This window comes from Streptomyces sp. NBC_00289, assembly GCF_041435115.1.
In the GTDB taxonomy this organism is placed as follows: domain Bacteria; phylum Actinomycetota; class Actinomycetes; order Streptomycetales; family Streptomycetaceae; genus Streptomyces.
The window spans coordinates 10,378,541-10,402,861 of the sequence record NZ_CP108046.1; the positions used below are offsets into that span (position 1 = coordinate 10,378,541).

Sequence of the window (24,321 nt, forward strand, 5' to 3'; positions counted from 1 at the left end):
GCTGGTTGAGACGTCAGACATCTCGATCAACGGCTCGGGGGCCTCGCTCGTTGCGCTCGCGGAACCTCACCTGATCGGTAGCCAACTCGAAGAAGCTGAGTGGGCCGGCCAAGTTACGTCCGGGGAGACGTCGGTACAGATGCGATGAGAAAGGGCCGTACGGGCGAGGTTCGTCCCACACGCTCAACCCGTACGGCCCTCTTTATGTCAAGACTCCGACCCCGCGACCGATATCGTGCATCACGTCGTGGGCGATAGCCCTGTTACCGGACTGAGTGGCTGGGTAACCGCGGAGCCTTGCGGCAAGATCCTTAATTTCCACAGCCAACTATTTGGTACGAAATATCCAGAAACCTCTATATCCGCGAGCCCTCCTCTCTATATCGACAGCAACTCGTTGCGGGTTTCGCCATTCAATAATTCCACCCACGTTCCTGACGGTGAATGTGTGGTTTAGAGTTTTAGGTATGGAGTGATTGTGTCCAACTACTATGGCGCGGGAACCGTCTCCCATGCTGCGAATTCTCCGCTCAAGCTGACTGTTATTGCTGGCCGTCAGTACGCCTTCTTTAATGCCTAGAGACCTTTGATAATCTTCAATATCCCAGACGTACCCTGCATCCTTCTCTTCGTAAGCTGGAACTGCGAGGGCGGGGTGGTTATTCGCCGTGGCATCGTCCGCAATCGAGGCTCCTATGCAGTTATAGGTGCCACACCAAGGGTTGACTCCATCTGTCGTCGGATCAAGAACCGGTTCCAAAAATGAACCGCCTAGTTTCTGACCTTCGTCCAAGATGTCAACGATATCGCCCACAGCTTGCCATGCCGAATAGTCGAGATTCCCTATGCCGGTGTGGGTCAAAACTTCCGCAGTGCCATACGCGAGACTGGCTGCTGCGGCGGTTATGGCGGCGGTGTCGATGACGGCGCCGACGTTGGTGTTGTAGGTTTCGCGGTTGATTCCGGCGAGTTCGTCGTAGGGGTCGGTGAGGCTGTAGGAGATGCCTTCGTTTCGGAGGCGGTCCCAGGTGTAGACGTAGTCGTCGTAGGTGGCTTTGATGTCGTCGAGGATTTGTTGGGTGTTGTTGATGATGGGGGTGAAGGAGCCGCCGTCGGAGCCGGCGTTGCCGAAGGTTCCGTAGGGGTTGCCGAAGCCGAAGTTTCCGCCGCCGAGGCCGGACATGCCGCCGGGGCCGCCGGGGGTTTCGTAGCCGGACTGGTATTGGCCGGTGCCGATGGCGCCGGCGGTCATGATGCCGGCGGTGACGTTGTTGCTGGGGCAGAGGCCGAGGGGGCAGGTGGGGTCGTTGCCGGTGGGGTCGGTGTGGTTGAGGGGGCTGGCGTTTGCATAGTTGTAGGGGTGGTTGCTCAGGACGGTGTCGGGGGTGAGGAACTGGTTTTGGTCGGGGTCGTAGGCGCGGGCGTTCATGTTGATGAGGCCGAGGTTGTCGTCGTGTTCCTGGCCGGTGTAGCCGTGGGTGTGGCTGCCGGTGGTGGTGGTGCGGGTGCCGGCGGCGGTGGTGCGGGCGCCGTAGGGGTCGTAGAAGAAGGTCTGGCCTATCTGGCCGGTGTCGTTGACGGTGGTGGAGACGGATCCGAGCTGGTCGGTGAGGGTGTAGTCGATTTTTGTGCCGGTGGCGTCGTGGACGGCCTGGCCGATGGCACCTTCGGGGCCGGTGAGGTAGAAGACGTAGGAGTGTTTGCCGGCGGTGTCGGTGCGGTCCTCGAAGAGGCCGGGGAGGGTGAAGGACGTGCCGTCGGGGCCGGTTTTCTTGATGCGGGTGCCGAAGGCGTCGTAGGCGAAGGTGGTGGTTTTTCCGTCTTTGGTGACGGTGCGGGGCAGGTCGAAGGGGGTGTAGGTGGTGGCCCTGAGGGTGGTGGTGGTTTTCTTGGTGGCTTCCTGGCGGCCGAGGGTGTCGTAGGTGTAGGTCTCGTCGACGGCGGGTTCGCCGCCGGTGGTGGTGCGGCTGGTCAGGGCGTGGGGCAGGGTGCCGTCGTTGCGGCCGTAGGTGCGGGTGTCGGTCAGGCCCTTGTTGTTGGTGACGGTCTCGAGGTTGCCGATGGTGTTGTAGCCGTAGCTGGTGGTGAGTTGGGGGTCGGGGCCGTTGGTGAGGTTCCAGCCGGTGAGCTGGTCGAAGTCGTTGTAGGTGAAGGTTTCGCTGCGGTTGGCGGTGGTGTCGGTCTGGGTGCGGGTGTGGACCATGCCGTCGTCGTAGTAGGTGTATCCGCGGTTTTGCAGGACTGCCTTGTCGGAGGCCCGTTCGGCGGTGGACTTCTCCAGCCGGCCGGTCTGCGGGTTGTAGGTGTTGCTGAGGCTGATGGTTGCGCCGGCGCCCAGGGTGGCGGCGGTCAGGGCCATGTCCGCGTTGCGGGCGGTGGCGTGCCACAGCTGCTTGGGGGCCTGCGGGTCGGTGGTGTCCTTGATGTCACTGATGTGACCGTAGGTGTTGTAGGTGGGGGACACGCTCAGGCGGTTGCGGCCGGGAACGGCCGGGTAGGTCATCGTGTCGGGACGGCCCTGGGCGTCGTAGTGCTGGTCGGTCTTGTAGGTGGTGTTGGTGGCCGCATCGGTGTAGTCGGTGCCGATGGGGCGGCCCATGTCGTCGTAGCGGTAGGCGGTGGTGATGTTGTCGCCGCTGGTGGCACGGTCCAGCTGGCCCACACCGTTTTGGGCGGTGTCCCACACGTAGGTGTCGGTGCGTTTGGTGCCGCCGACGTCAGCGACGGTCGAGGTGGGGCGGCCCAGGGCGTCGTAGTGGTAGCCGGTCTGCTGGCCGGGACGGGTGGTCGTGTTGACCTGTCCGTTGCCGTAGTAGCTGGTGGTGGATGTTCCCCGGTCGGGGTCGGTCAGCTTGGTGGGCCTGCCCAGGATGTCGAAGTCGGTGGTGGTCTTGTTGCCCTTGTCGTCCGTGACAACGCTCTGCAGCCGCTTGTAGGCGTAGGTGGTGGTGACGTCTGCGGTGGTGCCGCCCGGCTTGCGGAGCTTGCCGACGGTGGTGCGTATCCGGCCGTCGACGTCGGTGGTGGTCACGGTCTTCGCGCCGCGGGGATCCTCGGTCTGGGTGGTGAAGAACGAGGGGTAGGTCACGCTCGAGTTGGTCTCGTCCGGGTACTCGGTCTCGGTCGGCCGGTCCAGGCTGTCGTAAAAGACGGACGTCGCCTCGGACGGGTCCGGGGTGCCGGCGGAGGGCCGGGTGGTGTAGGCGACGCGGCCCAGGTTGTCGTAGCCGGTGGCGGTGGTGACCGTTTCCCCGGCGAAACCGGTGGTGGTGGTCAGGTGGGTGTTGCCCGCCGGCGCCGTGACCGTCTTCGTCACGTTCTGGCCGGTGGTGGCCGTCACCTGCATGCCCAGCACGTTCCCGCCCGCAGTGACCTTGTAGGGGGCGTAGGCGAGGGTGGTCGGCTGAGTACCGTCGGCCTCGCTGCGCACCGGGCGGCCCAGGTCATCGACGGATGTCGTGGAGCCGGTGCCGTTGACGTCCTCGGTCGCAACCGTGACGCCGAGCGCGGGGTGGACCGCCTGCCAGGTGGTGGGCCGGTAGGCGGCCACCGCATACTCCTGCCAGGTCTGCGAGGGGTAGATCCGCTCATCCGGCTGCGTCGAGCCGAACATTTTGCCGTTGTCGTATTCGAGGTGGGTGACCTGGTCCGGCCGGCCTGGCGCACTCGCCGTCATCTTGACCGGCACACCCAGGCCGTCGAACTCGGTGCGCGCACTGCTGCGCAGCTCGTCCGTATTGCCCGGCTCGGTGTGCACTGCGGTGGGCAGACCACGCTCGTCGTGCTCGAAACCGGTGACGGTGGTCACCGGGCTGCTGGTGCCGGCCTCGGTCTGCTGTGCGGTCTGTTTCTCGGGCAGGCCGACCAGCCAGTCGAGCTGCCGCTGCGGCGAGAGGTCGAAATCGGTGTGTGTGCTGCCGCTGACCCCACCGGTCGTGGCACTGGTGGTGTCGGTGAGATTGCCGTAGGAGTCATACGTGCTCGAGGCCTTGACCTGCTTGTCGGGGCCGCTCTGCGGCTGGTGCTCCACCCACTCGACGTGCTGTGCATTCTCAGAGCCGGCCAGTGACTCGCCCCAGTTGATCGCGACGCTCTGATCCCACACGTCGGTGCCGGTGTTCTTCGGGAACACCGCGAACGTCTTGCCGCCGTTGCCGGGCCGGTACTCGTCACTGCTGCCGGTCACCGAAATCCGGGCATTCGCCGCGGCCGGCTTGTCCGCCACCTCGTTCTGGCTGAGGATCGGCGTCACCGTGGTCACCGTCTTGGGGCGCCCCGCGAACGGATACCGCTTCCCCCCGTCGAACGTGGTCCGCAGATCGTAGGTGGTGACCGTCTGCGACGGCCGGGTGGGCTTCCAGCTGGTTACTTCACCAAAACCGAGGAAACCCTGCCGGACATGCGCGACCGGATCCCGGTAGGAGAAGTACTCACTCGAACCCAGCGACGTCATCAGCCCGTGCTCACGGGTGAGCAGCTCCCGCACCACCGTCATCCCCCGCCGCATACACTGCAACGGTGCCTGGCAGGTGTCCTCACCCATCAGATCCGGGTGGTCATTCCACTCCTGCGAGTAAGTGACTACATTCCGGGAATATGGTGCATCCTCGTCGCGCACATCACTGATCCGCGTTCCGCCGGACTGAGGCGCGTTCTGGATCATGACTTTCAGTGCGGTCTTCTCGGCACGCAGCAGATCGAGAAGGCCGTCGCCGTTGAAGTCACCCAGCTTCGCCATCCGGTCGATCGGACCGGCCGTGACCTCATCGACCGAGAACGTGCCGTCCCCCTTCGACAGCATGATGGCCACATATTTCTGCACCGGACCGTCGATTTCCGACCGGAAACCGACGACGTCGTCCCGGCCGTCACCGTTCACGTCGGCGACCTGAACATTTTCTTCCGTGGCGGGAAGGCTCCCCAGAGGAATCTGCACGGCCTTGCCGTCCCAGAAGAGACCGGCACCGGTGTTCCACAGCATGACACTGTCCGCACCTTGCACTTTGGACATCATCAGAGTGTCCTGCAGGCCGTCGCCGTTATAGTCCCCGGGCCGGATAATCCAATTGGCCAGTGCATTGAACCTGTAGCCGAGATAGAGACCACCCTCGGCGTCGTCCGGTGAGGAAACCTTCCGCGAAGACACTCCCTGCGGCGCAAGGGGTGAAAACTTCCAGCCGCCCGTCCCCACGGCGTCATCCGCGCCCTTGCCCGGCACAGCCTGAAGAGCGCCCGAGCCGTCACTGCCGGCACGCACCGCAACGGTGTGCTGCCCCGTCGAACACGCGAACTTGCCGTTGTAGTCGGGGGTGGTCAGCGGCTTGTCCAGGATCAGGTCCGCTCGTCCGTCACCATCAGTGTCGGACACACGCGCCCCCGGGCACTTGCCGGGGATGTCGGAGTTGACCGAGGGACCGAAGGTGCCACCGCCCTTGTTCATCCGCACCGACAAGGTCCGCCGGTTGCCCTCATCCGGACTCGCGCTGGGAACATCCGCCGAGATCCGGTCCATCAAACCGTCGCCGTCAAGGTCCGCAAAATCGGAGAAATAGCCGTCGGCGTCGAAGACCAGACTGGTGCTGTCGAACCGGTGCGCCCCCTTGTTCCAGCGCAGCATCCGCTCATGCGTCCCGGTCAGATCCACTGTCTTGACCATGAACTCCGGTGTGCCATCACCCTCGATGTCCACCGGCCGGCCCTCCCGCAGGTCCAGCCCCGGCGCGTTACCGACCGGCAGGACGTCCGGGAACCCTCCCACCCCGCTGACCTGCCGCCGGTCCGCAAGCGGCGAGACAACTCCCGCCGCATTGCGCGAACCCAGCCGCGCCTCGACCTGCCGTCCGGTGGCACTGCTGTTCTGGGTCAGGAGGTCGTCGCTGCCGTCACCGTCCACGTCCAGCACCTGCGCAGACGGACGCAGGCCGTCGGGGCTCGGCTCGGAAGCAGGATTCCAGTTCCCCAAAGATGAGGTGGTGAACGACGGCAGATCCTCCGCCCCCGTCCACCTGAATTCTCTGTACGGCAGGCAGCCGCCCTTCGCCCCGCACTCCTGGACCTTCCACAACAGACTGCGCGTCTTGTCATGGTCCGCGGTGCCCGCACCCCGGTAGGTGAAATTGTAGGTGCGCACCGCGGTGGTGGCCGTCGGGTTGGGCGCCTTCATCGTGACGGACTTGACGCGTTCGTCGTTGACGTACCGCACCCCGTTCACCCACGCGGACGTCGCATCATGACGGGACTCGTAGGCGAACTCGACACTCCGGGCCGCATCCCGGCCCGGCCCGAACGTGTAATCAATCTTCTTCAGCGGATACTTGTTGCCGAACTGAGCAGACGTCGTCGGGTCATAGGTGTACCGCATCTCATTGCCCGAACGGTCCTTCACACTCTTCAGCAGCCAGATCACCCGCGGCATCGAATGCACCGTCGAATGCTGCTTCACATACGGCGCGGACATGATGTCCGGTATCCGCTTGGTGAAAACCGTCCCGTCCGGGGTGTGATACACCTCCGTCCTGAGCTCTTCCCACTCCTTCGCCAGATTGACGGAATCGGTGGTACGCAGCGCCGCCTGCGCCTCATACGTGCTGATCCGGCCATCCTTGCCGTAGACCAGGAACTTGTCCGGGCCCATATCCGGATTATTGGCGTTCACCGAAACAATCTTGGCGAAACCGTCGCTCTCGGTCCGGTACTCGGTGCCGTCAGCCCCGTACTCGCCGGACTGCCCCGGCCCGGACGCACCCACACCGACCAGCTTCGCCCCGTCCAGGCAGTACCGGTCCTTCTTGTCGTAGGAAATACCCGACCGGGCGCCCTCACTGTCCGGAGCCGTGGCGCACCGGGTGATCGACGAGCCCATCCCCGACAACGACCAGCCCAGCCCGAAAGCCCCATCACCCCCGCTGCTGGAATAGTTCAACGACAGCTGCGGCTGCACCCCGGCCCGGCCCTCGGGCACAGTCAGCGGCATCCCATAGGTAAACGCCCCGTTCGGCCCCACACTCCCCGAACCCGGCAGATAACCCGCCTTCGCCGCCGCCGCGGGATCACCCGACGGAACCGGCAGAGGATGCTTCGGTACCGGCGGGCCATCGGCCGCAACCGCACCCGGCGCAAACACCACCGGTCCAATCGACCCCACCAGAGCAGCAGCAACTCCCGCCGCCACCGACGATCTCAACAACCGTCTCTTCAATTTCCACATGACACGACTTTCAGAAGAAGAGGAAAACAAGAAAGGGCGCAGCACCTGGCGACCGGCCTGCCCAGTCACTTCGCGCACCGCGCCGAAAGCAGGACCCTCGAAGAGCCCCTCACACCCCGACCTCCCACCTCGATTTCCCCAACACGGAGGTGGCGAGGGTCGGAATTCTCACGCGCTGGAAACAACAGATTCCGGCAGTTACAGGACGGCAAGGATGTCGACGGCGAACACCAAAGTGGAGCCCGCCGGGACGCCGGCGTGTGACCGCGTCCCGTACGCCTTGCCCGGAGGGACCACGAGCAGGACCCGGCTGCCGGCCTTCTGGTCGCGCAGCCCCTCCTCCCAGCCCTTGATCACCTCACCGGCACCCATACGCACCAGCACCGGCTGCCCCCGCTGGGCGGTGGAGTCGAACACCTCGGCCGGCTTGCCGCGGCCGGACGCCCAGACGGCTCCGGCGTAGTGCACCAACACCCTGCTGCGCGGCCCCACCGGCCGGCCCGAACCCGCGATCAGCGTGCGGGCCACCAGACGCCGGGGCGGCGAACCCTCCGGCACCGTCAGGGCGAACTGCCCCGGCGCCGAACTGTCCACCCGCGGCAGACCCGCAGCCGGACGCGCGGTGCCTGCCACCGCCGTAACCGGATCGATCACCGCGGCAATGTCAAGAACAAAAACTAGTGTGTCCTTCGCCGACACACCGGCCGACTGCAACCGGTCCAGGCCGAACACCCCACCCGGCGGAACCACTGCCATCACCCGGCTCCCCGCCCGCCGGCCGGCCACCGCCCGCTCCAAAGCGGGCAACAGCGAACCCCCACCCGCAGTGAACACCTGCGGCCTCCCGCCACCGCGCCGGGAATCCATCACCGTCCGGCCGGACTTCCACACCTTCGCCACATAGTGCGCCACCACCACCCGGCCCTTCCGAACCTCCGGCCCCTTCCCGGCCGACACGGTACGCACCACGAACGCCCTACCCGGCGCCTCACGCGGAATCCCGACCACCGGCCTGCCGCCCGCCTTCCCCGACACCACAGGCAGCACCGCAGCAGAAGCCACCGGCGCCGGCACCGCAACCGGAGACGGGGAATGCCGGGCAGCAGCCGACCGCCCCCCACCCGCACCCGCATCACAGCCCCCAGCCACACCCACCGCAAACACCACCACCGGCACACACCAAAACCGCCGATACCGCAACCAGCCAGCCACAATCACGCCTCTCAATACCGCTCAAACATACAAAGGGAAAGGTTTACGGAATCCACCATCCGAATCACGCGAATGAGACCGGCACAGCAATCGAGAGCCTCGAGCGTTATCCTCGCCAGGACTCTGCGCGGCGGGATTCCTCAGCAGAGGCCGCCAACCCATTCGGCCTATAACGGCAACCGAATGAAACCGACGGAATGCATACCCCCACCGGCGGGACCAAAAATCACCGACTCCCCGACGGGCCCGAACACCACACTTGGGGCGGCCAGAACCCCGGCTAAGCCGCAAACCTTTTTCGAAGTGACCACCGATCGGGTAACAGCTGCTTCCGGCAGGAGCCGACTCCTGCCACAGGTCGGGAGGAAGCCAACCTACTAACCTCGCGCTTTCGCGAGTGGGTCTGTCCGGGTCTTGATCAAAAAAGCGGAGAGTGCTGCTGACCTGCAACGATGGGACTTGTCGAGGGTCCTGTCACTGCAAGGAAAGAAGCACTCTCCAGGTGAAGAAGAGTAGCGGGTCGTACCCGCGCGTCCGTGTCGAGGGCGGCGGCCGCGGGGTGGTCTCGCAGGCCGGGGCGGTGCTGCTGGTCGAGACGGCCCGCAAGTGTGGCCTGGACGGTGCGATAGCGGCGGCACTGGCACCGTGGCGCAAGCCGCGGGCCGTGCACGACCCAGGCAAGATCCTGCTGGATGTGGCGCTGGCCGTCGCGCTCGGCGGCAACTGTCTGGCAGACGTCGGCATGCTGCGGGCCGAGCCGGCTGTGTTCGGCCCGGTGGCCTCCGATCCGACCGTCTCCCGCCTCGTCGACGCGCTCGCCGCCTCCGGCCCGAAGGCTCTTGCGGCAATCCGGGGCGCACGTTCCGAAGTACGCACGCGGGTCTGGGAGTTGGCCGGGACAAGCAGTCCGGCCGCCGACGGCCAAGTGATCGTGGACATCGACGGGGTACTGGTGCTCGCACACTCCGAGAAGCAGGACGCCACCCCGACCTGGAAGAAGACCTTCGGCCATCACCCGCTCGTCGCGTTCGTCGACCACGGCCCAGCCGGATCCGGGGAACCGGTGGCCGCCCTGCTGCGGCCCGGCAACGCGGGCTCCAACACCGCCGCCGACCACATCGAAACCGCCCAACTCGCCCTGGCCCAACTGCCCAAACACCTGCGGCGGGGACGGCAGACACTGATCCGCACCGACTCCGCCGGCGGCACCCACACCTTCCTCGACTGGCTCTCCCGCCGGGGCCGGTGGCTGTCGTATTCCGTCGGAATGACCACCACCGACGCCATCCACCAGGCCGTACTGAAGATCCCGAAGAAGGCATGGACACCCGCCTACGACGCCGACGGCACCGAGCGGCCCGGCGCCTGGGTCGCCGAGATCACCGACATGCCCGACCTGAGTACCTGGCCCACGGGCATGCGGCTGATCGTCCGCAAAGAACGCCCGCACCCCGGCGCCCAGTTGCGCTTCACCGACCTCGACGGCAACCGGCTCACCTGCTTCGCGACCAACACGAAAGGCGGCCAGCTCGCCGACCTCGAACTGCGTCACCGCAGACGGGCACGCTGCGAGGACCGCATCCGAGGCGCCCGTGCCACCGGCCTGCGCAATCTGCCCCTGCACGACACGGCCCAGAACCAGATCTGGCTGGAGATCGTCTCCCTCGCGCTCGACCTCCTCGCCTGGATGCCGATGCTCGCGCTGACCGGCGAGGCCCGCCGCTGGGAACCCAAGAAGCTCCGGCTGCGGCTGTTCTCCGCCGCCGCTCAGCTCGTGAACACCGGCCGTCGCCGCTGGCTCCGCCTGCCCGCCCGATGGCCCTGGACCGCTGTCATCAGCCACGCGATCGTCAGGCTCCACGCCCTGCCGAACCCCGGTTGACCAGCCACATCGCCCGTCCCGACAAACCCGCACCACCACACCGGTGAAGTGGAACCCGGCGCCCATCCGACGCGAGAGCCGGGCCCTCGGCCTGCCCCAGCCCCGAAAAGACCCCACCACACAAACGCAGAGTCCCCGTCAACAAACCGACAAGGACTCATGAACGATCGAGGCTAAGAGGACCGTTCACCCAGGAGCGACCGCTGGAAAAGGTCAATTGCCAGGAACTCAGCGAGTGACGATCACCCCATCAGGTTCAGCGACGGACACTTTCCGCAGCAGTTTCCTGGCCAGGCCGCGGACCGGCCTCTCCGCCGCCGGAGCGAACCGGTCCCCATGGCACGGGCAGAGAATTTCTCCATCAGCCACCTCGGCCACCACGCATCCCGCATGCGTGCACACCACCAAAAAAAGCGCACAGCTCGCCGTCCTCGCCGCGCGCAAGCACCACATTGCCAGCGGGCGCCACCAGCCCCCGCCCCGAGGCACCTCATCCCCACGCGCCAGCTCCGCAGCCGCAGCAGCCGCCTCCTACCGCACCGCGCCCTGCTTCTCCCGTCTGCCGCAGCCCGCCAGTACCGTCACGGCCCAGCAACGGCCAGTCCGTCCCTCACCACCGCCCGCCGCCCCACACCGGCCGCAACCCCGACCCACCCGGATCTGCAACCCGCCTCCATGAACGTCCCTCTCTAACCGCCAACCCGTGCACAACACCAGCAAACACGGACAACGGACTGCACAGGCCGGACTGCCCTCCACCTGAACCAATCCGTCCGCCAGCAACCCGGATCTGCAGGATCTCAAAACAGAGATCGCAAAACGTGAGCAGCCCTTACTTACATGGCGTTACCGCAGGGCGATTGCAAAGTCGTGGTGATCTCTCGGATGCGCATGTCACGGCGGTGTGGATGCTGGTCGGGTGCGCGACCGGACGCAACGAAGCTCCGTTGTGGGGGTGACCTTCCCAAGTCGCCGTCCCGCAACGGAGCTTCGATGTGCCGTCAGTCTGCCCGTCTGTCTGGTCAAGTCGCCCACCCGTCAACATGGTGCGACGGGTCTGCTGGCCGGGCGGCTGCGGGCACTTGCCGATCCGCGGTACCGGCGCGGGAAGCGTCACCCTTTCGTGGCAGTGCTGCTGATCGCCTGCTCCGCCGTGGTCACCGGTGCGAGGAGTTTCGTGGCGATCAGCGAGTGGGCGGCCGAGGCCCCGCAGGATGTCCTGGCCCGGCTCGGTGCCCGTACCGCGACCGACCTGTCCGTACGTGTCCCGCCCAGCGGCGCGACCATCCGTCGGGTCGTCAAGGACACCTGCCCCGGCGGCCTGGCCGACCTCCTCGGCCATGACCCGGCCGGCACCGACACCCTGGCCCTGGACGGCAAGAGCGCCCGCGGCTCGCGCCACGGCACCACCCCGGCCGCGCACCTGCTGGCCGCGATGACCGGCACCGGGATGACCGTCACCCAGCTCCGGGTTCCGGAAAAGACCAACGAAATCACCTGCTTCGCCGCCCTGCTGGACCCCTTTGACCTGCAGGGTGTCACCGTGACCGGCGATGCTCTGCACACCCAGCGCGAGCACGCCCGCTTCCTCGTCGACGTCAAGAAGGCGCACTACGCCTTCACCGTGAAGCGGAACCAGAAGAACCTCTACGAGCAGCTGCGGACCCTGCCCTGGGGGCAGGCGGCGGCGAAGTTCTACGACCGCACCACCGGCCACGGACGTAAGGAGACCCGGGTCGTGCAGGCCCTGACCGTCACCGGCCTCGGCGTCGACTTCCCCCACGCCGCCCAGGTCGCCAAGGTCGTACGCCACCGCACCGACACCAAGACCGGCAAGCAGAGCCGGGAAACGGTCTACGTGATCACCGACCTGACCAGCCGCCAGGCGTCTCCCGAACGGATCGCAACGATCTTGAGGACGCACTGGGTGATCGAAAACAGGCTCCACTTCGTCCGCGACACCGCCTTCCGCGAAGACGCCTCCAAGATCCGCACCGGGCACAGCCCGGAGAACATGGCCACCCTCCGCAGCTTCGCCATCAACCAACTCCGCGACGCCGGCCACACCAACATCGCCGCCGGACTCCGCACCACAGCCCTCCGCCCCTACGAGCGGCCACTGGCCCTACTCGGCCTCAACTGACCTGCGCGACACACGATCGAAGGACTTTGCAATCGCCCTGCGTTACCGGTAGTTCGTTAAATTCGGTGGTGGTGTGGGTTGGTGGCAGGTCGGGTTGGTCGTAGGCCGGTGGTAGGAGTCAACTGCTTTGCCGGGGGCTGAAGATGACTGCTCGCCGTCCGTGTCCCGCCTGCGCCGGGGCCGTTGGAGGAGTACGCGGCCCGGTTCGACGACCTCTTCTTCAGCCTGGCCCAGCGGCGAGGATTTCGCGAGTATCTGACCGGGTTGCTGGCGCCGCGGGAGCGGAACAAGACGATCACCTGCCTGGCAGGAGCAGAGCCGGTGGCAGGCGCGGGGATGCCGGGGGTGCAGTGGCAAGTTCTTCCTGTCGGAGTCGCCGTGGGAGGCCGAGCTGGTCAACGAGCGGCGGCTTGAGCTGCTGCGCGAGGAGTCGGCGACGGCTCCGCACGACGGCGGAGTCATCGTGGTCGACGATTGCGGGGACCGCAAGGACGGCACGGCGACCGCGCACGTGGGCGGGCAGTGGCTGGGCCGGCTGGGCAAGACGGACAACGGCGTTGCCACTGTGACCACGGTGTGGACCGACGGCCGCGTGTACTACCCGAATGCACGCGACTCCTTACACCCCTGCCCATCACTTCGCCCGCGGCCGCTCGGATCCAGCCTTCCGCACCAAACCGCAGCCGAAGGTGTCCGAGGACGGCGGCATCTAGGAGTTCCCGGAGTTACGCCCCAGGCGACGCTCCAGCTCCGCCACCCGCGCCGTCAACCGATCGTTGGCCGCGGCCAGTTCCGCCGCCTGAGCCTCCACGGCCGCCACCTGTCGCTAAAGCAGCCCGATCGCGAGGAGATCCTCACGCGACGCAGACTCCAGCCCGGACAGCATGACCACGGATCCTGCCGCACCCACCCCGCACCTGTCACATCGTCAGGAGACGGACGCACGGCCGACCTTCTGAATGCTTACTTGACAATCGGCATTAGGAATCAGTGAGCTTGTTCAGCGGTGAGTCTCCAGGGTGAGAATGGCTCTGGCGATTGACGTCATCCGGCTCGGGTTGCAGCGGGCTTTGCGGAGGATCCGCCAGGTCTTGACCGATGCGATGGATCTCTCGACGGACCACCGCAGACGCGAGTGCGCCCGGTTGACGCTTCTCTGTTTGACGGTGAGGTCTTTGCCCGGTCGTCGTCTGTGGGGCACGACGACGATGTCACCGGCGCCCTGGTAGCCGCGGTCGGCCAGGATCGGGATGCCCAGGCGGATACACGTAGCGATGATCCGGTGCCGTCTGGCCGCGGTCAGATCGTGGGTCCGGCCGGGCAGCGCGGGCGAGATCCACACCAGCGTGCCGTCGGGAGCGGTCACCACCTGCAGGTTCACGCCGTGCCGGCGGTGCTTTCCCCAGTAGTCCGCCCGGCCGTCGCCGGTCCGGTCGCACTCGGCGAGTGTCCCGTCCAGCAGCAGGTAGCGGGCGTCGGGGCGATCTCAGGGCCGCGGTCAGACCGGGCGCGAGCTCTGCGAGGTGGCCGATCACGGCGTGCACGTGGGCGTGTGCGGTGCCCAGGCTGATACCGAAGCCGGCCGCGAGCTGACGCAGGGTGTCGTTCTTCCGCAGGTATACCAGTGCGACCAGGGCGCGCTCGGACGCTGGCAGCTTGCACCTGCGGTCACCTTCACGGGTGACAATGAGCATCGTGACCCACTCCACCAGGGCATGCGGAACATCGAGTACGGCACGATAAGGAACCAACAGAGCCCCAAGGCTGAAGAGTTGAGCGTAGACACCTCGCTCAACAGCCCTGGGGCTCTGCCCGTTCCGCCCTCACCACACCTCACCCGATCAGTAGCCGAACTGAACAAGCTCAGTGGGGCGGGTGGGGCTCGAACCCACGGCCTACGGCTTAAGAGGTCGCGCAGATAGGCGTGTACTGATGGACGGCGGTGGGGGCGTTCGTCCCAGCGGTGGGTTGTCCATGCCTGGCGGATCAGGCTGCGGACGGTGATGATTGTGTCGGCGAGATCGAAGAAGGCGTCGATGACGGTGGCCCGGCGCTCGTAGCAGCGGGCGAGGCGGTGGAAGGCGTTCTGCCAGGCATGGGTGCGCTCCACGTGCCACCTCCGGCTTGCCTGGACCGGCGCCTTTTCGCCTTTGCGCGCAATCCGGCCGTGCAGGCCGCGTTCATCGAGCAGGGTACGGGTCCACATAGATCAGCACACTACAATGCGCGGCCTGACGTATTTTCTCATCCTGGCGGCTCCGTTGATCTCGGCACCCGCACCGTCTGCCAGCACCCCCATGCCCCGCCCCACCACCGCCCGCGCCCTCAACAACACCTGGCAATAAGTTTCGGTGAGAAGACCTCAGTAAAAGGCCTCCGGCAATCTCTTCCCACCGGCACACACGCCAGGCTGAAAAGGATCAGTCCCACGAGCCCAGGCGGTCCGGTAATATTGCCCGCATCTCTCAGGATTCATCCCATTAAAGGAATTCCGTCAGTGTGGTCATTCTCTAGTGAAATTGAAACCAAGGCGTCCCGCAAGTTCGCTTGGGACTTTTGGTCGAACGTCGAAAATTGGGTGAACGTAGATCCGGCGATTATTGAGGTCCGCCTGGAGGGTACTTTTTCCATTGGTGGTCAAGGCGTTACCGTGACCAAAGAAGGCGATCCCGTACGTTGGGAAATAGTGAACGTAATTAAGGGATCGCAGGCGGAAATAATGTTCCCAGTCCCCAGGACGAAACTTCTTGCCAAGTGGGTATTCTCCTCCTCGCCCACCTTGCCCAGAGGGTGTAAGATTTCTCAGGTTCTATCATTGCATGGGGAGTTGGCAAAAGATTACGAGGCGGCCGTTTCTGCAGGGATGGAAGGCGGCGTCCCGGAAGGGATGGAGCGGCTGCGTCTGGCGATAGATCAAGAATTCGATCAAGCCTGCCGAAACGCGTGATTGAGCTTCTTCAGCTTGGCACCGATCGGGTGACGGCCGTCTCCGCAAAGCTTGCCGATCGCTGCAGGCCGTGCCGCGGTCAACCTTCGGGCACCCATTCACCTTGGGGAGTGCCCGCTGAAGAGGCTCATTGAGCCGTTTCCATCCTGTCTCTGTGGGGTGAAGGTGCCAGGGCTTGATCAAGTTCCGTAGGTGTCCGGATCGTTGGTGATGCCCAGGATGGGGAGTGCTCGCTGGGGTTCATCGCGGATCACCCGGGTGGTCTTGGCGATGTTGTCGGCTCCGAGGGTCTTCAGTACGCCGATGGCGAGGTTGCGAAGGGTCGCCATGGCCCGTGGTGCGGTTCCGGCGTGGACGGTGCAGGCGTCCTCGGCGAAGGTGACATCTCTGATGTGGTGCGAGGAGTTCTCCACTCCCCAGTGCCCGCGGATTGCGGCGGCCAGGTCTGTCGGGCCGGCCTGGTGGGCGTCGAGGCTGGTGACGGCGTAGACGTTCTCACGGGTCTCGCGCTTGCCGGTCTGCTTGCGGCGGCGGTGGACGCGGATGGCCAGGCGGGCGTAGGGAAAGGCAATCCCGCCGAGTTCGTCCGCGACGGCGCAGGTCTTGATCGAGCGGGACTCGCGCCTGCCGTGTCCTGCCCCGGAGGCGGTGTGCTGGACGGGGATGTCCCGCCACGGCAGGGCCGCCGGCTGACGGTGGGCGGTGGGCTGGTTGGTCGAATGAGGACCCTGTAGTCACGGGCGGGCATGACCCGGCCGCCGACCGCCCTCGGACTCAACTGATCATTCCCCGCCAATCGCGAGAACGACAGACCCCTGACGGTGTCGGGGACACCGGCCTCGCGGCGGCGCTCGGGGTCGTCGGCCCACTCATGGAGCAGGTACAGGCGCCGGTCGATGAAGGTGTGTATGCGCGGGAGGCGTAGGTGAGCATCACCATGACCTGGCAGTTGCGCACGTCACCGACAGCTTGTCCGTAAATAACTGTCAGAGTTGATCTGTGGGGGTGTTCTCCACGGACGTTAGACGAGTTTGCAGTTGCTGGAGCGTGCGTGCTGGTGAGCCGGGTATCGGCGTGACGGGGATGCGGTGCAGGTCGAGAATTCGGTGGCCGTCCTGGAACAGGTTGGACAGGTTGGTGCGTGTGACGCTCAGGATCTGAGCCATCAGGGTGCTGGTTGCGGCCTTGCGGCCTTGCGGCCTTGCGGCGGCGAGGAGGTAGCCCCGTGGGCAGTGGAAGCGACGCTGGAAGGCTGCCTCGGCCAGGGCGTCCCAGTACGGTTCCGAGATCGCCACGAGGCGTGCGAACTCGGAGCGAGCCATGCCGGTCAGCGCCGGATCGGAAAGCATCGAGGTCACAGCGGGATCGATCGGCCGACGAGTCGCCGGTGCTTCGGAAGGGCTTGGGGGATCCGGGGCCAGAACGTAATTCCAGTTGCCGTGGAACGCATCGGGTGTGATCGGCAGGGGGCGTGGAACTCGGCGGTCGTGACGGTGGTGCCGAGGGCGTAGTCGCCAGTGTCCAGTTCGGCACCGATCCTCAGCCCGGTCGCAGTGGTCGTTGCGGCGATGGTCTCGAGCACGACTTGGTAGCTGGTCAGCGGCCGACCGCGCCAATTGGCGGTGATATGGCAGAACATTCGGTGCTCGATTTTGTTCCACTTCGAAGTACCCGGCGGAAAAGTGACACACGGTTATCTCCAGTCCGCTCTCGCGGGCGAAGGTGTGCAACTGCTTATTCCAGGTCCAGTAGCGGGGGTTGTTCGAGCCGTCGGCGTCCCGCGGTGATCAGCAACCGGTCCGCATCCGGATGGTCCACTCGCCCGCGGCGGTGCCACCAGCGGCGGATGCATTCGGTGGCGAACTCGGCGGTGTCATGGTCGATCCCGACGTTGACCCAGCCGGTGTTGGTGGCCAGGTCATAGACCCCATAGGGAATGGCCGCCGGTTGGTCGTCATCGAAGAGGTGGGAGTGACAGTCCACCTTGATCGGGTCCTTGCCGGGGCGCCAGACACGGCCGGGCCGGTCGCGGTTGCCGATCCACTCCTTGGCCTTGGTGTCAACGCTGATCACCGGCTCGCCGTCGTCAAGGAAGGCGGTGGCGGTGGCGTTGATTTGGGCGAACTGGGCGTCGCGGTCCGGATGGCGTGCGCCTTCAATGATTTGGCCGTGCCTTGCAGGCTATATCCCATCGCGTGCAGCAGACGTCCGACGGTCGTAGCGCCGACCAGGTGCCCCTGCGCGGACAGGGCCCGGGCCAAGCTCCGCAGCGACAGTGTGGTCCAGCGGAGCGGGGAGACTGGATCGCCGCGGGTATGCGGCTCGATCAGCATCTCCAGAGCCGGCAGCAGACCGGTGTCGGTGGCCGTCAACGGCTTGCGCCCGCCTCCCGGAGCCCGGATACGGTGCGTCGGCGCCACGTGCGTCTCCAGTTCGGCGATGCCGCGCGCGATGGTGGCGGTGCTGGTTCGGGAGGCGGCAGCTACCAGGGTGATTCCGCCATGACCGAGCGAGACGGCCTCGCTGGCGAGGTAAAGCCGGCGACGGCGCTCATCGAGATGCGGCAGAACCTGCTCGAACCTGCACTGCAACTCGGCAGCGGGAAAACGGACTTGCGAAGGCACAGTCACATTCCAGCGTCCCACTGACGACCATCTCGCAGGTCAACTCTGAAAGTTATTTATGGACAGGCCCTCGGCGGCGTGGATCTGTGCCAGTCGCTGTGCACCTCACCTTCGCCACAGCCGCCGGGCACTGCCTGATCGACCGGCGCCTGTACTTCACCAAGGAATGGGCCGGTGACGAGGAACGCCGCGAGCTGACCGGTGTCCCCGACGAGCTGTGCTTTGCGACCAAGCCTCAGCTCGCGGTGGACATGCTCCGCAGCGCCATCGGGCAGGGCGGCGTATCCGCCTCGTTCTTCCTCGGGGATGAGGTCTACGGAGGACGGGAACTGCATACCGCCTGCCGCGAGCTGGGCCTGGGCTAGTGGCAGTGCGCTCCAATCACCAGGTCACCACCCCGGCCACGAAGCTGAGCGTGGCCCAGGCCGTCACCCTCTTGCCCAAGCGGGCCTGGCAGCGGATGCGGACCGGCGCGGGCCAGAAGGGCGTACGCGACTACGACTGGGCGATGATCGAGGTCACCGCCGACGACACCCCCGGCGGGCACGATCACGACACGGGACGTCCGTGCTGCTGGTCCGCCGGCACCGCTACACCCGCACCGTGTCCCACTACCGCTGCTTCGCCCCCGGGCCGGTAACGCTGGCGCGACTGGTGTCACTGGTGTGCCGCAGGTGGCGGGTAGAGGACGACTTCCAGGACGCGAAGGAGACCTGCCACCTCGACAAAGGCAGGTCACCTGCTGGAACTCTTGGCACCGCTGAAACGTGATCGCCCTGGTCGCCTACGCCTTCCCGGCCGTCACCGCCGCCCTCGAACGCGCCGCCCAGACCACCCGCGACGACCCCGCCGAAGCCGACCTCGTCCCGCTCAGCAGCCACGAACTCCTCCGCCTGCTACGGGTCTTGATCCTTCCGCCACCCCGACGAGACCCCGACCACCTGCTGTGGTGGTCCATCTGGCGCCGCCGCCATCAACACCGCGCCCGCCTCTGCCACCGGAATTGGCACACATACGCCGACGCCACACCATTATCAGAACTCAGCAGCGGCTATCTACAGCTGCCGTAGCAGTCCGGGACGGAAGGTCCCGAGCCGGTCACGGGCACGTTCACCACCACCGGGCCGACATCGGTCATTACCTTCCTCGCCCGGGGGAGTGTAAATCTAACGGCGGATCCGACGATCATGGGAGAGACGTCAAGTGACCGACACCGCCGTGGAGTTGGAGACCGTGGAACCTGTCGAGAGCGTCCCGTCCGGGAAGCCTGCGCCCGTGTCCGATGAGCAGCTGGTCGCGATGTTGGTGGAACGGGCCCGGTCGGAGGGACTGCAGTTGACCGGGCAGGGTGGGCTGCTGCAGCAGTTGACCAAGCGGGTCTTGGAATCTGCCCTGGAAGGTGAGATCACTGATCACCTCGGCTATGAGAAGCACGATGCCGGCGGCCGGGGCAGCGGCAACTCCCGCAACGGGAGCCGAGCCAAGACCGTGCTGACCGACGTCGGGCCGGTCGAGGTCAAGGTCCCGCGTGACACCTCGGGCACGTTCGAGCCGCAGATCGTCAGGAAGCGACAGCGGCGGCTGACCGGAGTCGACGAGATGGTCCTGTCGCTCTCGGCGAAGGGCCTCACCCATGGGGAGATCGCCGCTCACCTGGCCGAGGTCTACGGGGCGGAGGTCTCCAAGCAGACCATCTCCACCATCACCGACAGTGATAGTGGTATCCGGGTTCCCGGTGGTCGTGGCTCGATCACTTAGGGCTCGTAGCGAAACAAGTTATGAATCAGTCGCGCGGCGCGTACGTTTCCTGCTATGCCGATCGATATGGAGTCCCTGGCCCGGCGCTACGAGGCGATCCGGGATCACCTGACCGAGCGGCAGCGACGGTTGTGGCTCGGCAACGAGGCTCGTGAGCTGGGTGGCGGCGGTGCACGGATCGTCTGTGAGGCGACCGGGGTGTCCCAGGACACGATCCGACGGGGCCGCGGGGAACTGGACGATCCGCAGCCGCTGGCGGTCGGGCGGTCCCGGGGGCCGGGAGGCGGCCGCAGACGGGCCGAGGTCCTGGACCCGCAACTGGCCGTGGACCTGGATGCCCTGGTCGAGCCGGAGACTCGTGGTGATCCGATGAACCCGCTGCGCTGGACCACGAAATCGCTGTCGCACCTGGTTGCCGAGCTGGTCAATCGGGGACACCGGTGCACCGAGAACGTCGTGGCCCGACTGCTGCACGAGGCCGGCTACTCCTTGCAGGGCAACGCCAAAACCGTCGAGGGCAAGCAGCACCCCGACCGCGACGCCCAGTTCCGCTACCTCAACGATCAGGTCAGGGCGGCCCTCGCTGCCGGACAGCCCGTCGTGTCCGTGGACTGCAAGAAAAAGGAACTGATCGGGAACTTCAAGAACGTCGGCAAGGAATGGCGACCGCCTGGGGACCCGGTGAAGGTCAACGTCCACGACTTCCCCGGACCGGCCGGCAAAGCCATCCCCTACGGCGTCTACGACATCGGCGCCAACGCCGGCTGGGTCAGCGTCGGCATGGATCACGACACCGCCGCGTTCGCCGTGAACACCCTGCGGACCTGGTGGAACAACGTCGGCCGGGCCGCATATCCGCAGGCCACGACACTGACGATCACCGCGGACAGCGGCGGATCCAACGGCAGCCGACTACGGGCCTGGAAGACCGGGCTGGCTGCCCTCGCCGCCGAGACCGGCCTGTCGATCACCGTGCTGCACCTGCCGCCGGGTACTTCGAAGTGGAATCGCATAGAGCACCGGCTGTTCTCCGCAATCACCATGAACTGGCGCGGGACACCACTGACCAGCCACGAGGCCGCCGTTTCCCTGATCGGTGCGACGACGACCGAGACCGGCCTGACCGTGTCCGCGGCCCTGGACACCGGTGTCTACCCCACAGGCATCAAGATCAGCGACAAGGCCATGAAGGCCCTCCCGCTGACCCGTCACGAAACCCACGGCCAGTGGAACTACACCATCAGCCCACCCGCCGACACTCCCGAACCCGCAGACGTTAAATCACACTGAGCCCTTACTGACGTCCTGCTGGACTGTCTTCGCCTTGGTCTGTCCGGCTGCCGGGGCCCGTTCCCGAGGCCCCGGCCGGGTGGATCATGACCTCATAGGAGCCTGGTCAGAGGCCCCATCACTGTCCTGTCTGCCCCACCCGGCTGGAGCCACCTCCGGTCAGGAAGGCATCTTCAGCATGACAGGAACGGACACTGCAGCAGCTATCGAGCACGTGGTGATCGGCGGTGTGGACTCTCATGCCGACACTGTCCACGTCGCCGTGGTGACAGACCGCGGTGGGCAGGTCGCTGATGCTGAGTTTCCCACAACGGCCGCCGGATACAAGGCTGCTCTGGCCTTCCTCGCAGCCCACGGCAGCGTTGCTGCCGTCGGGGTGGAGGGCACGTCCTCCTACGGGGCGGGCTTCACGCGCGCGGCCCGCGAGGCCGGCGTCACCGTGGTCGAAGTCAACGGGCCGGACAAGGCCGAGCGCCGCAGGATCGGGAAATCTGATCCGATTGATGCCTACGCCGCAGCTCGTGCGGTCGTGTCCGGCCGGGCCAGCAGTGCTCCCAAGGCGATGCCATTGCCGGAATCCGGGCTCTGCACAATGCGGCACGATCCGCGATCAAGGCCCGTACAGCAGCGCTGAACCAGATCGGACACATCCTGATCAGCGCGCCCGAGAATATCCGCGCGAAGTACGAGGTGCTGCGCGGTGACAGGCGTATCGACGCCCTGGTCCGGCTCCGGGCCGGCAGCGACCCGATCTTGATCTCTCTGCGCGTGCTCGCACAACGCGTTGAAAATCTGACCACCGAACACGCCGCTCTGACCGCGGAGTTGGACGTCCTGGTCACGCGACTCAACCCTGGCCTGCGTGCCACCTACGGCATCGGTCCCGACACCGCTACGCAACTACTGATCACCGTGTCGGCGTACTCTCGCTTCGGGCCGGGCCGGTACGTTTGAACGTCCCCAGGTGTTAGGCCACTTCGTTCTCCCGCTCGATGGCCTGGAGGCGGTTCTTGAGCCGGTAGCTCGGGCCGTTGATCGCGATCACTTCGCAGTGGTGGAGGAGCCGGTCGAGGATCGCGGTGGCGAGGACCTCGTCGCCGAACACCTGTCCCCATTCGCTGAAGGTCTTGTTGGAGGTCAGGATGATGGAGCCCTTCTCGTAACGCTTGGAGATGACCTGAAAGACCAGGTTCGCCTCGGCCCGTTCGAGGGGCTGGTAGCCCACCTCATCGATCACAAGGACGCTCGGCCGCAGGTAGGTGCCGAGTTTGTTGACCAGCCGTCCGGCCGACTCGGCAGCCTTCAGATTGCGGACCATGTCGTCGAGACTGGTGAAGTAGATCGAGTAGCCGGCCCGGCAGGCCGCGACAGCGAGAGCGACAGCGATATGCGTCTTGCCCACTCCCGGTGGCCCCAGCAGCGCGGCGTTCGCCTTGCCGTCGACGAAGGAGAGGCTGGCGAGGTCTTTGACCTTGCGCGGGTCGAGCTCGGGCTGGAACGAGAAGTCGTATTCGTCCAGCGTCTTGTGGTGTGGCAGCTTGGACAGTCGCAGGCCCTGGCGGAAGCGGCGGTCGTCGCGGACGGCGAGCTCTTCGGAAAGGACCAGGTCGAGGAAGTCGAGGTAGCCCATCTTCGCCTCGTCGGCTCGGCGGGTGTACTCGTTGATGGTCTCCGCCAGGTGGGGCAGGCCGAGCTTGCCGGCCGTGGTGCGGATGCGGTTGCCGGTCAGCTCGCTCAAGACGACTCCTTCGTCGGGGAGTTGGTGGTGAAGGGCCGGGTGCCGGTCAGTTCGTCATAGACCGACAGCGGCCGCCGCCCGACCTCGATCTGGGTTGCAGCGGCCCGGTTCAACAGGGCCTGCAAGGGCCCGATGCGACCCGCCGCGGGGAACTCGCTCTGCGGTGGTGGCGGCTCGTCGCCCGTCGTAGTGCGGCGGTTCTTGCCGGTTGGCAGGCCGTCCCAGTGCTCATCCTGCTTGACAACCACGCCGCGGCCGACCGCCCGCGGATGGCTGGACAGCAACGTCTCGCCGCTGGCATCGGGGACGGTCGTGTGCAGCATGACCTGGGATTTCGTCGCTCTGATCTCCACCAGCTGACGCGGGCGGACCTTGCGGGCGGGCACCGAGTAGAGGTTCCCGCCGAACGCGACCAGACAGTCCTTGCCCACCGGCCGCAGATGCCGCTCGGCCACCAGATAGGGCGAGGACGGCAACGGCTTCAGGGCGGCGTGATCCCGGGCGGCCCGGTGTCCGATGACCTCGTGGTGGGTGGCGTGGGTGCGGGCGCGTCGCTGCGGCACCCACGCCAAGAACGCGGCATCCAACTCCTCGAGCGAGGAGAACGCCCGCCCGGCCAGCACGTGATCACGCACGATCAACACCTGGCGTTCGACCCGACCCTTCCCGGTGGGCCGGTAGGCGGCCAGCACGTCGATGTCGAAGTCGTAGTGGCCGGCGAAGCCGACCGCTTCCGGATGCAGCGGAACCGCCTCACCGGGAGCGACGTGCCGGCGCACGACGGTCTTGGTCCGGTCGTAGACGATCGACATCGGCACCCCGCCGAAGTGCGCAAATGCCCGCCGGTGGCAGTCGAAGAAGGTCTGCAGGTCCTGGCTCGTGGTGAAGCAGCAGAACGGATCGCGCGAGTACGACAGCACCATATGGAACGAGTAGACCTTCGGGATTCCCAGGTGGGCGAGGATCTTGCCTTCATCGCCCCAGTCGACCTGAGCCTGGGCCCCGGGAACCACCTCGAAGCGGCGGTGCATACCCGCCAACTCCCGCGGCTCGATCCCCAGTTCACCCGCGATCCGCGGCCGGGCCTCCTGCAGATAGAGCTTGACCCGCTGGTAGTTGATCGTCGAGCCGTACTCCTTCACCAGGCGTTCGTGCACCACAGCACCCTTGATGAGGATCTCTGCCCGCAGCATCGCGTCGATCAACGGGGCGACCTCGTCGACCGCCTTCTTCCGGGGCCGGCCGTTCGACGTCCGCCTCGGCGGCACCGACGCCGCCGTGCTCGACAGATACTTGCGGACCGTCTTGCGGTCCAGCCCAGTCTCCTTGGCCACCTCGGTCAGACTGACCGCCCCTGACTCGACCAGAGCACGGAACCGCCGCAGTTCCAGCCAGCGCTGCGGGTCCAAAACCACCGCGTCACCACCCTCCGCCACCCTTCACCGGACGAGCAGAAGAGTGCCGGGCACCACGATTCACCGCACCATCAAGCGTCCCTTTTCACTCGTACGCGACCGGGG

The 24,321-nt window shown here is 66.0% G+C and carries 16 protein-coding genes and 5 pseudogenes; 11 read left to right on the top strand and 10 right to left on the bottom strand.

Annotated elements, in window-relative coordinates; all coding sequences use genetic code 11:
- Positions 1-328: 328 nt before the first annotated feature.
- The gene (locus OG985_RS47525) at positions 329-7,285 is read right to left on the bottom strand and encodes an FG-GAP-like repeat-containing protein (protein ID WP_371666515.1); all 6,957 of its coding nucleotides are present in this window, start codon (positions 7,283-7,285) and stop codon (positions 329-331) included.
- A gap of 120 nt (positions 7,286-7,405) precedes the next feature.
- Positions 7,406-8,425 (bottom strand): FKBP-type peptidyl-prolyl cis-trans isomerase, encoded by a 1,020-nt coding sequence (locus tag OG985_RS47530; protein WP_371674190.1) that lies wholly within the window; start codon positions 8,423-8,425, stop codon positions 7,406-7,408.
- A 496-nt stretch (positions 8,426-8,921) separates the two neighbouring features.
- On the opposite strand from OG985_RS47530, the gene OG985_RS47535 reads away from it, so the two are divergent.
- Positions 8,922-10,301, top strand: coding sequence for an IS1380 family transposase (locus tag OG985_RS47535; RefSeq protein ID WP_371666514.1), 1,380 nt, complete (start codon positions 8,922-8,924; stop codon positions 10,299-10,301).
- A gap of 228 nt (positions 10,302-10,529) precedes the next feature.
- Here OG985_RS47535 and OG985_RS47540 read toward each other — a convergent pair whose 3' ends face one another.
- The gene (locus OG985_RS47540; protein WP_371666513.1) at positions 10,530-10,754 is read right to left on the bottom strand and encodes a ubiquinol-cytochrome c reductase iron-sulfur subunit; all 225 of its coding nucleotides are present in this window, start codon (positions 10,752-10,754) and stop codon (positions 10,530-10,532) included.
- A gap of 670 nt (positions 10,755-11,424) precedes the next feature.
- On the opposite strand from OG985_RS47540, the gene OG985_RS47545 reads away from it, so the two are divergent.
- Positions 11,425-12,444: an ISAs1 family transposase gene (locus OG985_RS47545; RefSeq protein WP_371674191.1), complete on the top strand. Its 1,020-nt coding sequence runs from the start codon at positions 11,425-11,427 to the stop codon at positions 12,442-12,444.
- Between the two features lie 418 nt (positions 12,445-12,862).
- Positions 12,863-13,438 (top strand): transposase, encoded by a 576-nt coding sequence (locus OG985_RS47550; RefSeq protein WP_371674702.1) that lies wholly within the window; start codon positions 12,863-12,865, stop codon positions 13,436-13,438.
- Positions 13,439-13,444: 6 nt separating this feature from the next.
- On the opposite strand, the pseudogene OG985_RS47555 reads toward OG985_RS47550, so the two are convergent.
- Together OG985_RS47555 and OG985_RS47560 are read right to left on the bottom strand one after the other, a co-directional pair.
- Positions 13,445-14,195 (bottom strand): annotated as a pseudogene (locus OG985_RS47555) (transposase family protein).
- 182 nt (positions 14,196-14,377) lie between these two features.
- A pseudogene (locus OG985_RS47560) lies at positions 14,378-14,644 on the bottom strand (IS5/IS1182 family transposase); the annotation flags it as partial.
- A 297-nt stretch (positions 14,645-14,941) separates the two neighbouring features.
- Between OG985_RS47560 and OG985_RS47565 the strand changes: the two are divergent.
- Complete coding sequence (locus OG985_RS47565; RefSeq protein ID WP_371666510.1) at positions 14,942-15,391, top strand: SRPBCC family protein; 450 nt, start codon at positions 14,942-14,944, stop codon at positions 15,389-15,391.
- A gap of 179 nt (positions 15,392-15,570) precedes the next feature.
- Here OG985_RS47565 and OG985_RS47570 read toward each other — a convergent pair whose 3' ends face one another.
- The 3 genes and pseudogenes from OG985_RS47570 to OG985_RS47580 all read right to left on the bottom strand — a co-directional run.
- Complete coding sequence (locus OG985_RS47570; protein ID WP_371674703.1) at positions 15,571-16,071, bottom strand: ISAs1 family transposase; 501 nt, start codon at positions 16,069-16,071, stop codon at positions 15,571-15,573.
- A gap of 306 nt (positions 16,072-16,377) precedes the next feature.
- Positions 16,378-16,749: a hypothetical protein gene (locus OG985_RS47575; RefSeq protein WP_371674708.1), complete on the bottom strand. Its 372-nt coding sequence runs from the start codon at positions 16,747-16,749 to the stop codon at positions 16,378-16,380.
- A gap of 54 nt (positions 16,750-16,803) precedes the next feature.
- Positions 16,804-18,015, bottom strand: a pseudogene (locus OG985_RS47580) (ISAzo13 family transposase); the annotation flags it as partial.
- Positions 18,016-18,101: 86 nt separating this feature from the next.
- On the opposite strand from OG985_RS47580, the gene OG985_RS47585 reads away from it, so the two are divergent.
- The 7 genes and pseudogenes from OG985_RS47585 (at position 18,102) to OG985_RS47615 (ending at position 22,017) form a co-directional block, all read left to right on the top strand.
- On the top strand, positions 18,102-18,380 hold the full coding sequence (locus OG985_RS47585; RefSeq protein ID WP_371666509.1) for a transposase: 279 nt from the start codon (positions 18,102-18,104) through the stop codon (positions 18,378-18,380).
- A 5-nt stretch (positions 18,381-18,385) separates the two neighbouring features.
- Positions 18,386-18,655: a hypothetical protein gene (locus OG985_RS47590; RefSeq protein WP_371666508.1), complete on the top strand. Its 270-nt coding sequence runs from the start codon at positions 18,386-18,388 to the stop codon at positions 18,653-18,655.
- A 127-nt stretch (positions 18,656-18,782) separates the two neighbouring features.
- A complete protein-coding gene (locus tag OG985_RS47595; protein ID WP_371666507.1) occupies positions 18,783-19,085 on the top strand; it encodes a hypothetical protein in 303 nt (100 codons plus the stop codon).
- 229 nt (positions 19,086-19,314) lie between these two features.
- A pseudogene (locus tag OG985_RS47600) lies at positions 19,315-19,725 on the top strand (transposase); the annotation flags it as partial.
- Between the two features lie 102 nt (positions 19,726-19,827).
- A pseudogene (locus tag OG985_RS47605) lies at positions 19,828-21,021 on the top strand (ISAzo13 family transposase); the annotation flags it as partial.
- Positions 21,022-21,241: 220 nt separating this feature from the next.
- Entirely contained in the window at positions 21,242-21,697 is a 456-nt protein-coding gene (locus tag OG985_RS47610) for a transposase (RefSeq protein ID WP_371666506.1), read from the top strand.
- Between the two features lie 56 nt (positions 21,698-21,753).
- The gene (locus tag OG985_RS47615; protein ID WP_371666505.1) at positions 21,754-22,017 is read left to right on the top strand and encodes a hypothetical protein; all 264 of its coding nucleotides are present in this window, start codon (positions 21,754-21,756) and stop codon (positions 22,015-22,017) included.
- 13 nt (positions 22,018-22,030) lie between these two features.
- Here OG985_RS47615 and istB read toward each other — a convergent pair whose 3' ends face one another.
- Both istB and istA read right to left on the bottom strand, forming a co-directional pair.
- Positions 22,031-22,801, bottom strand: a complete 771-nt coding sequence (gene istB, locus OG985_RS47620) for an IS21-like element helper ATPase IstB (protein WP_189845846.1) — start codon at positions 22,799-22,801, stop codon at positions 22,031-22,033.
- Positions 22,798-24,216: an IS21 family transposase gene (gene istA / locus OG985_RS47625; RefSeq protein ID WP_331719138.1), complete on the bottom strand. Its 1,419-nt coding sequence runs from the start codon at positions 24,214-24,216 to the stop codon at positions 22,798-22,800. The genes istB and istA overlap by 4 nt, the downstream gene beginning before the upstream one ends.
- Positions 24,217-24,321: the final 105 nt, after the last annotated feature.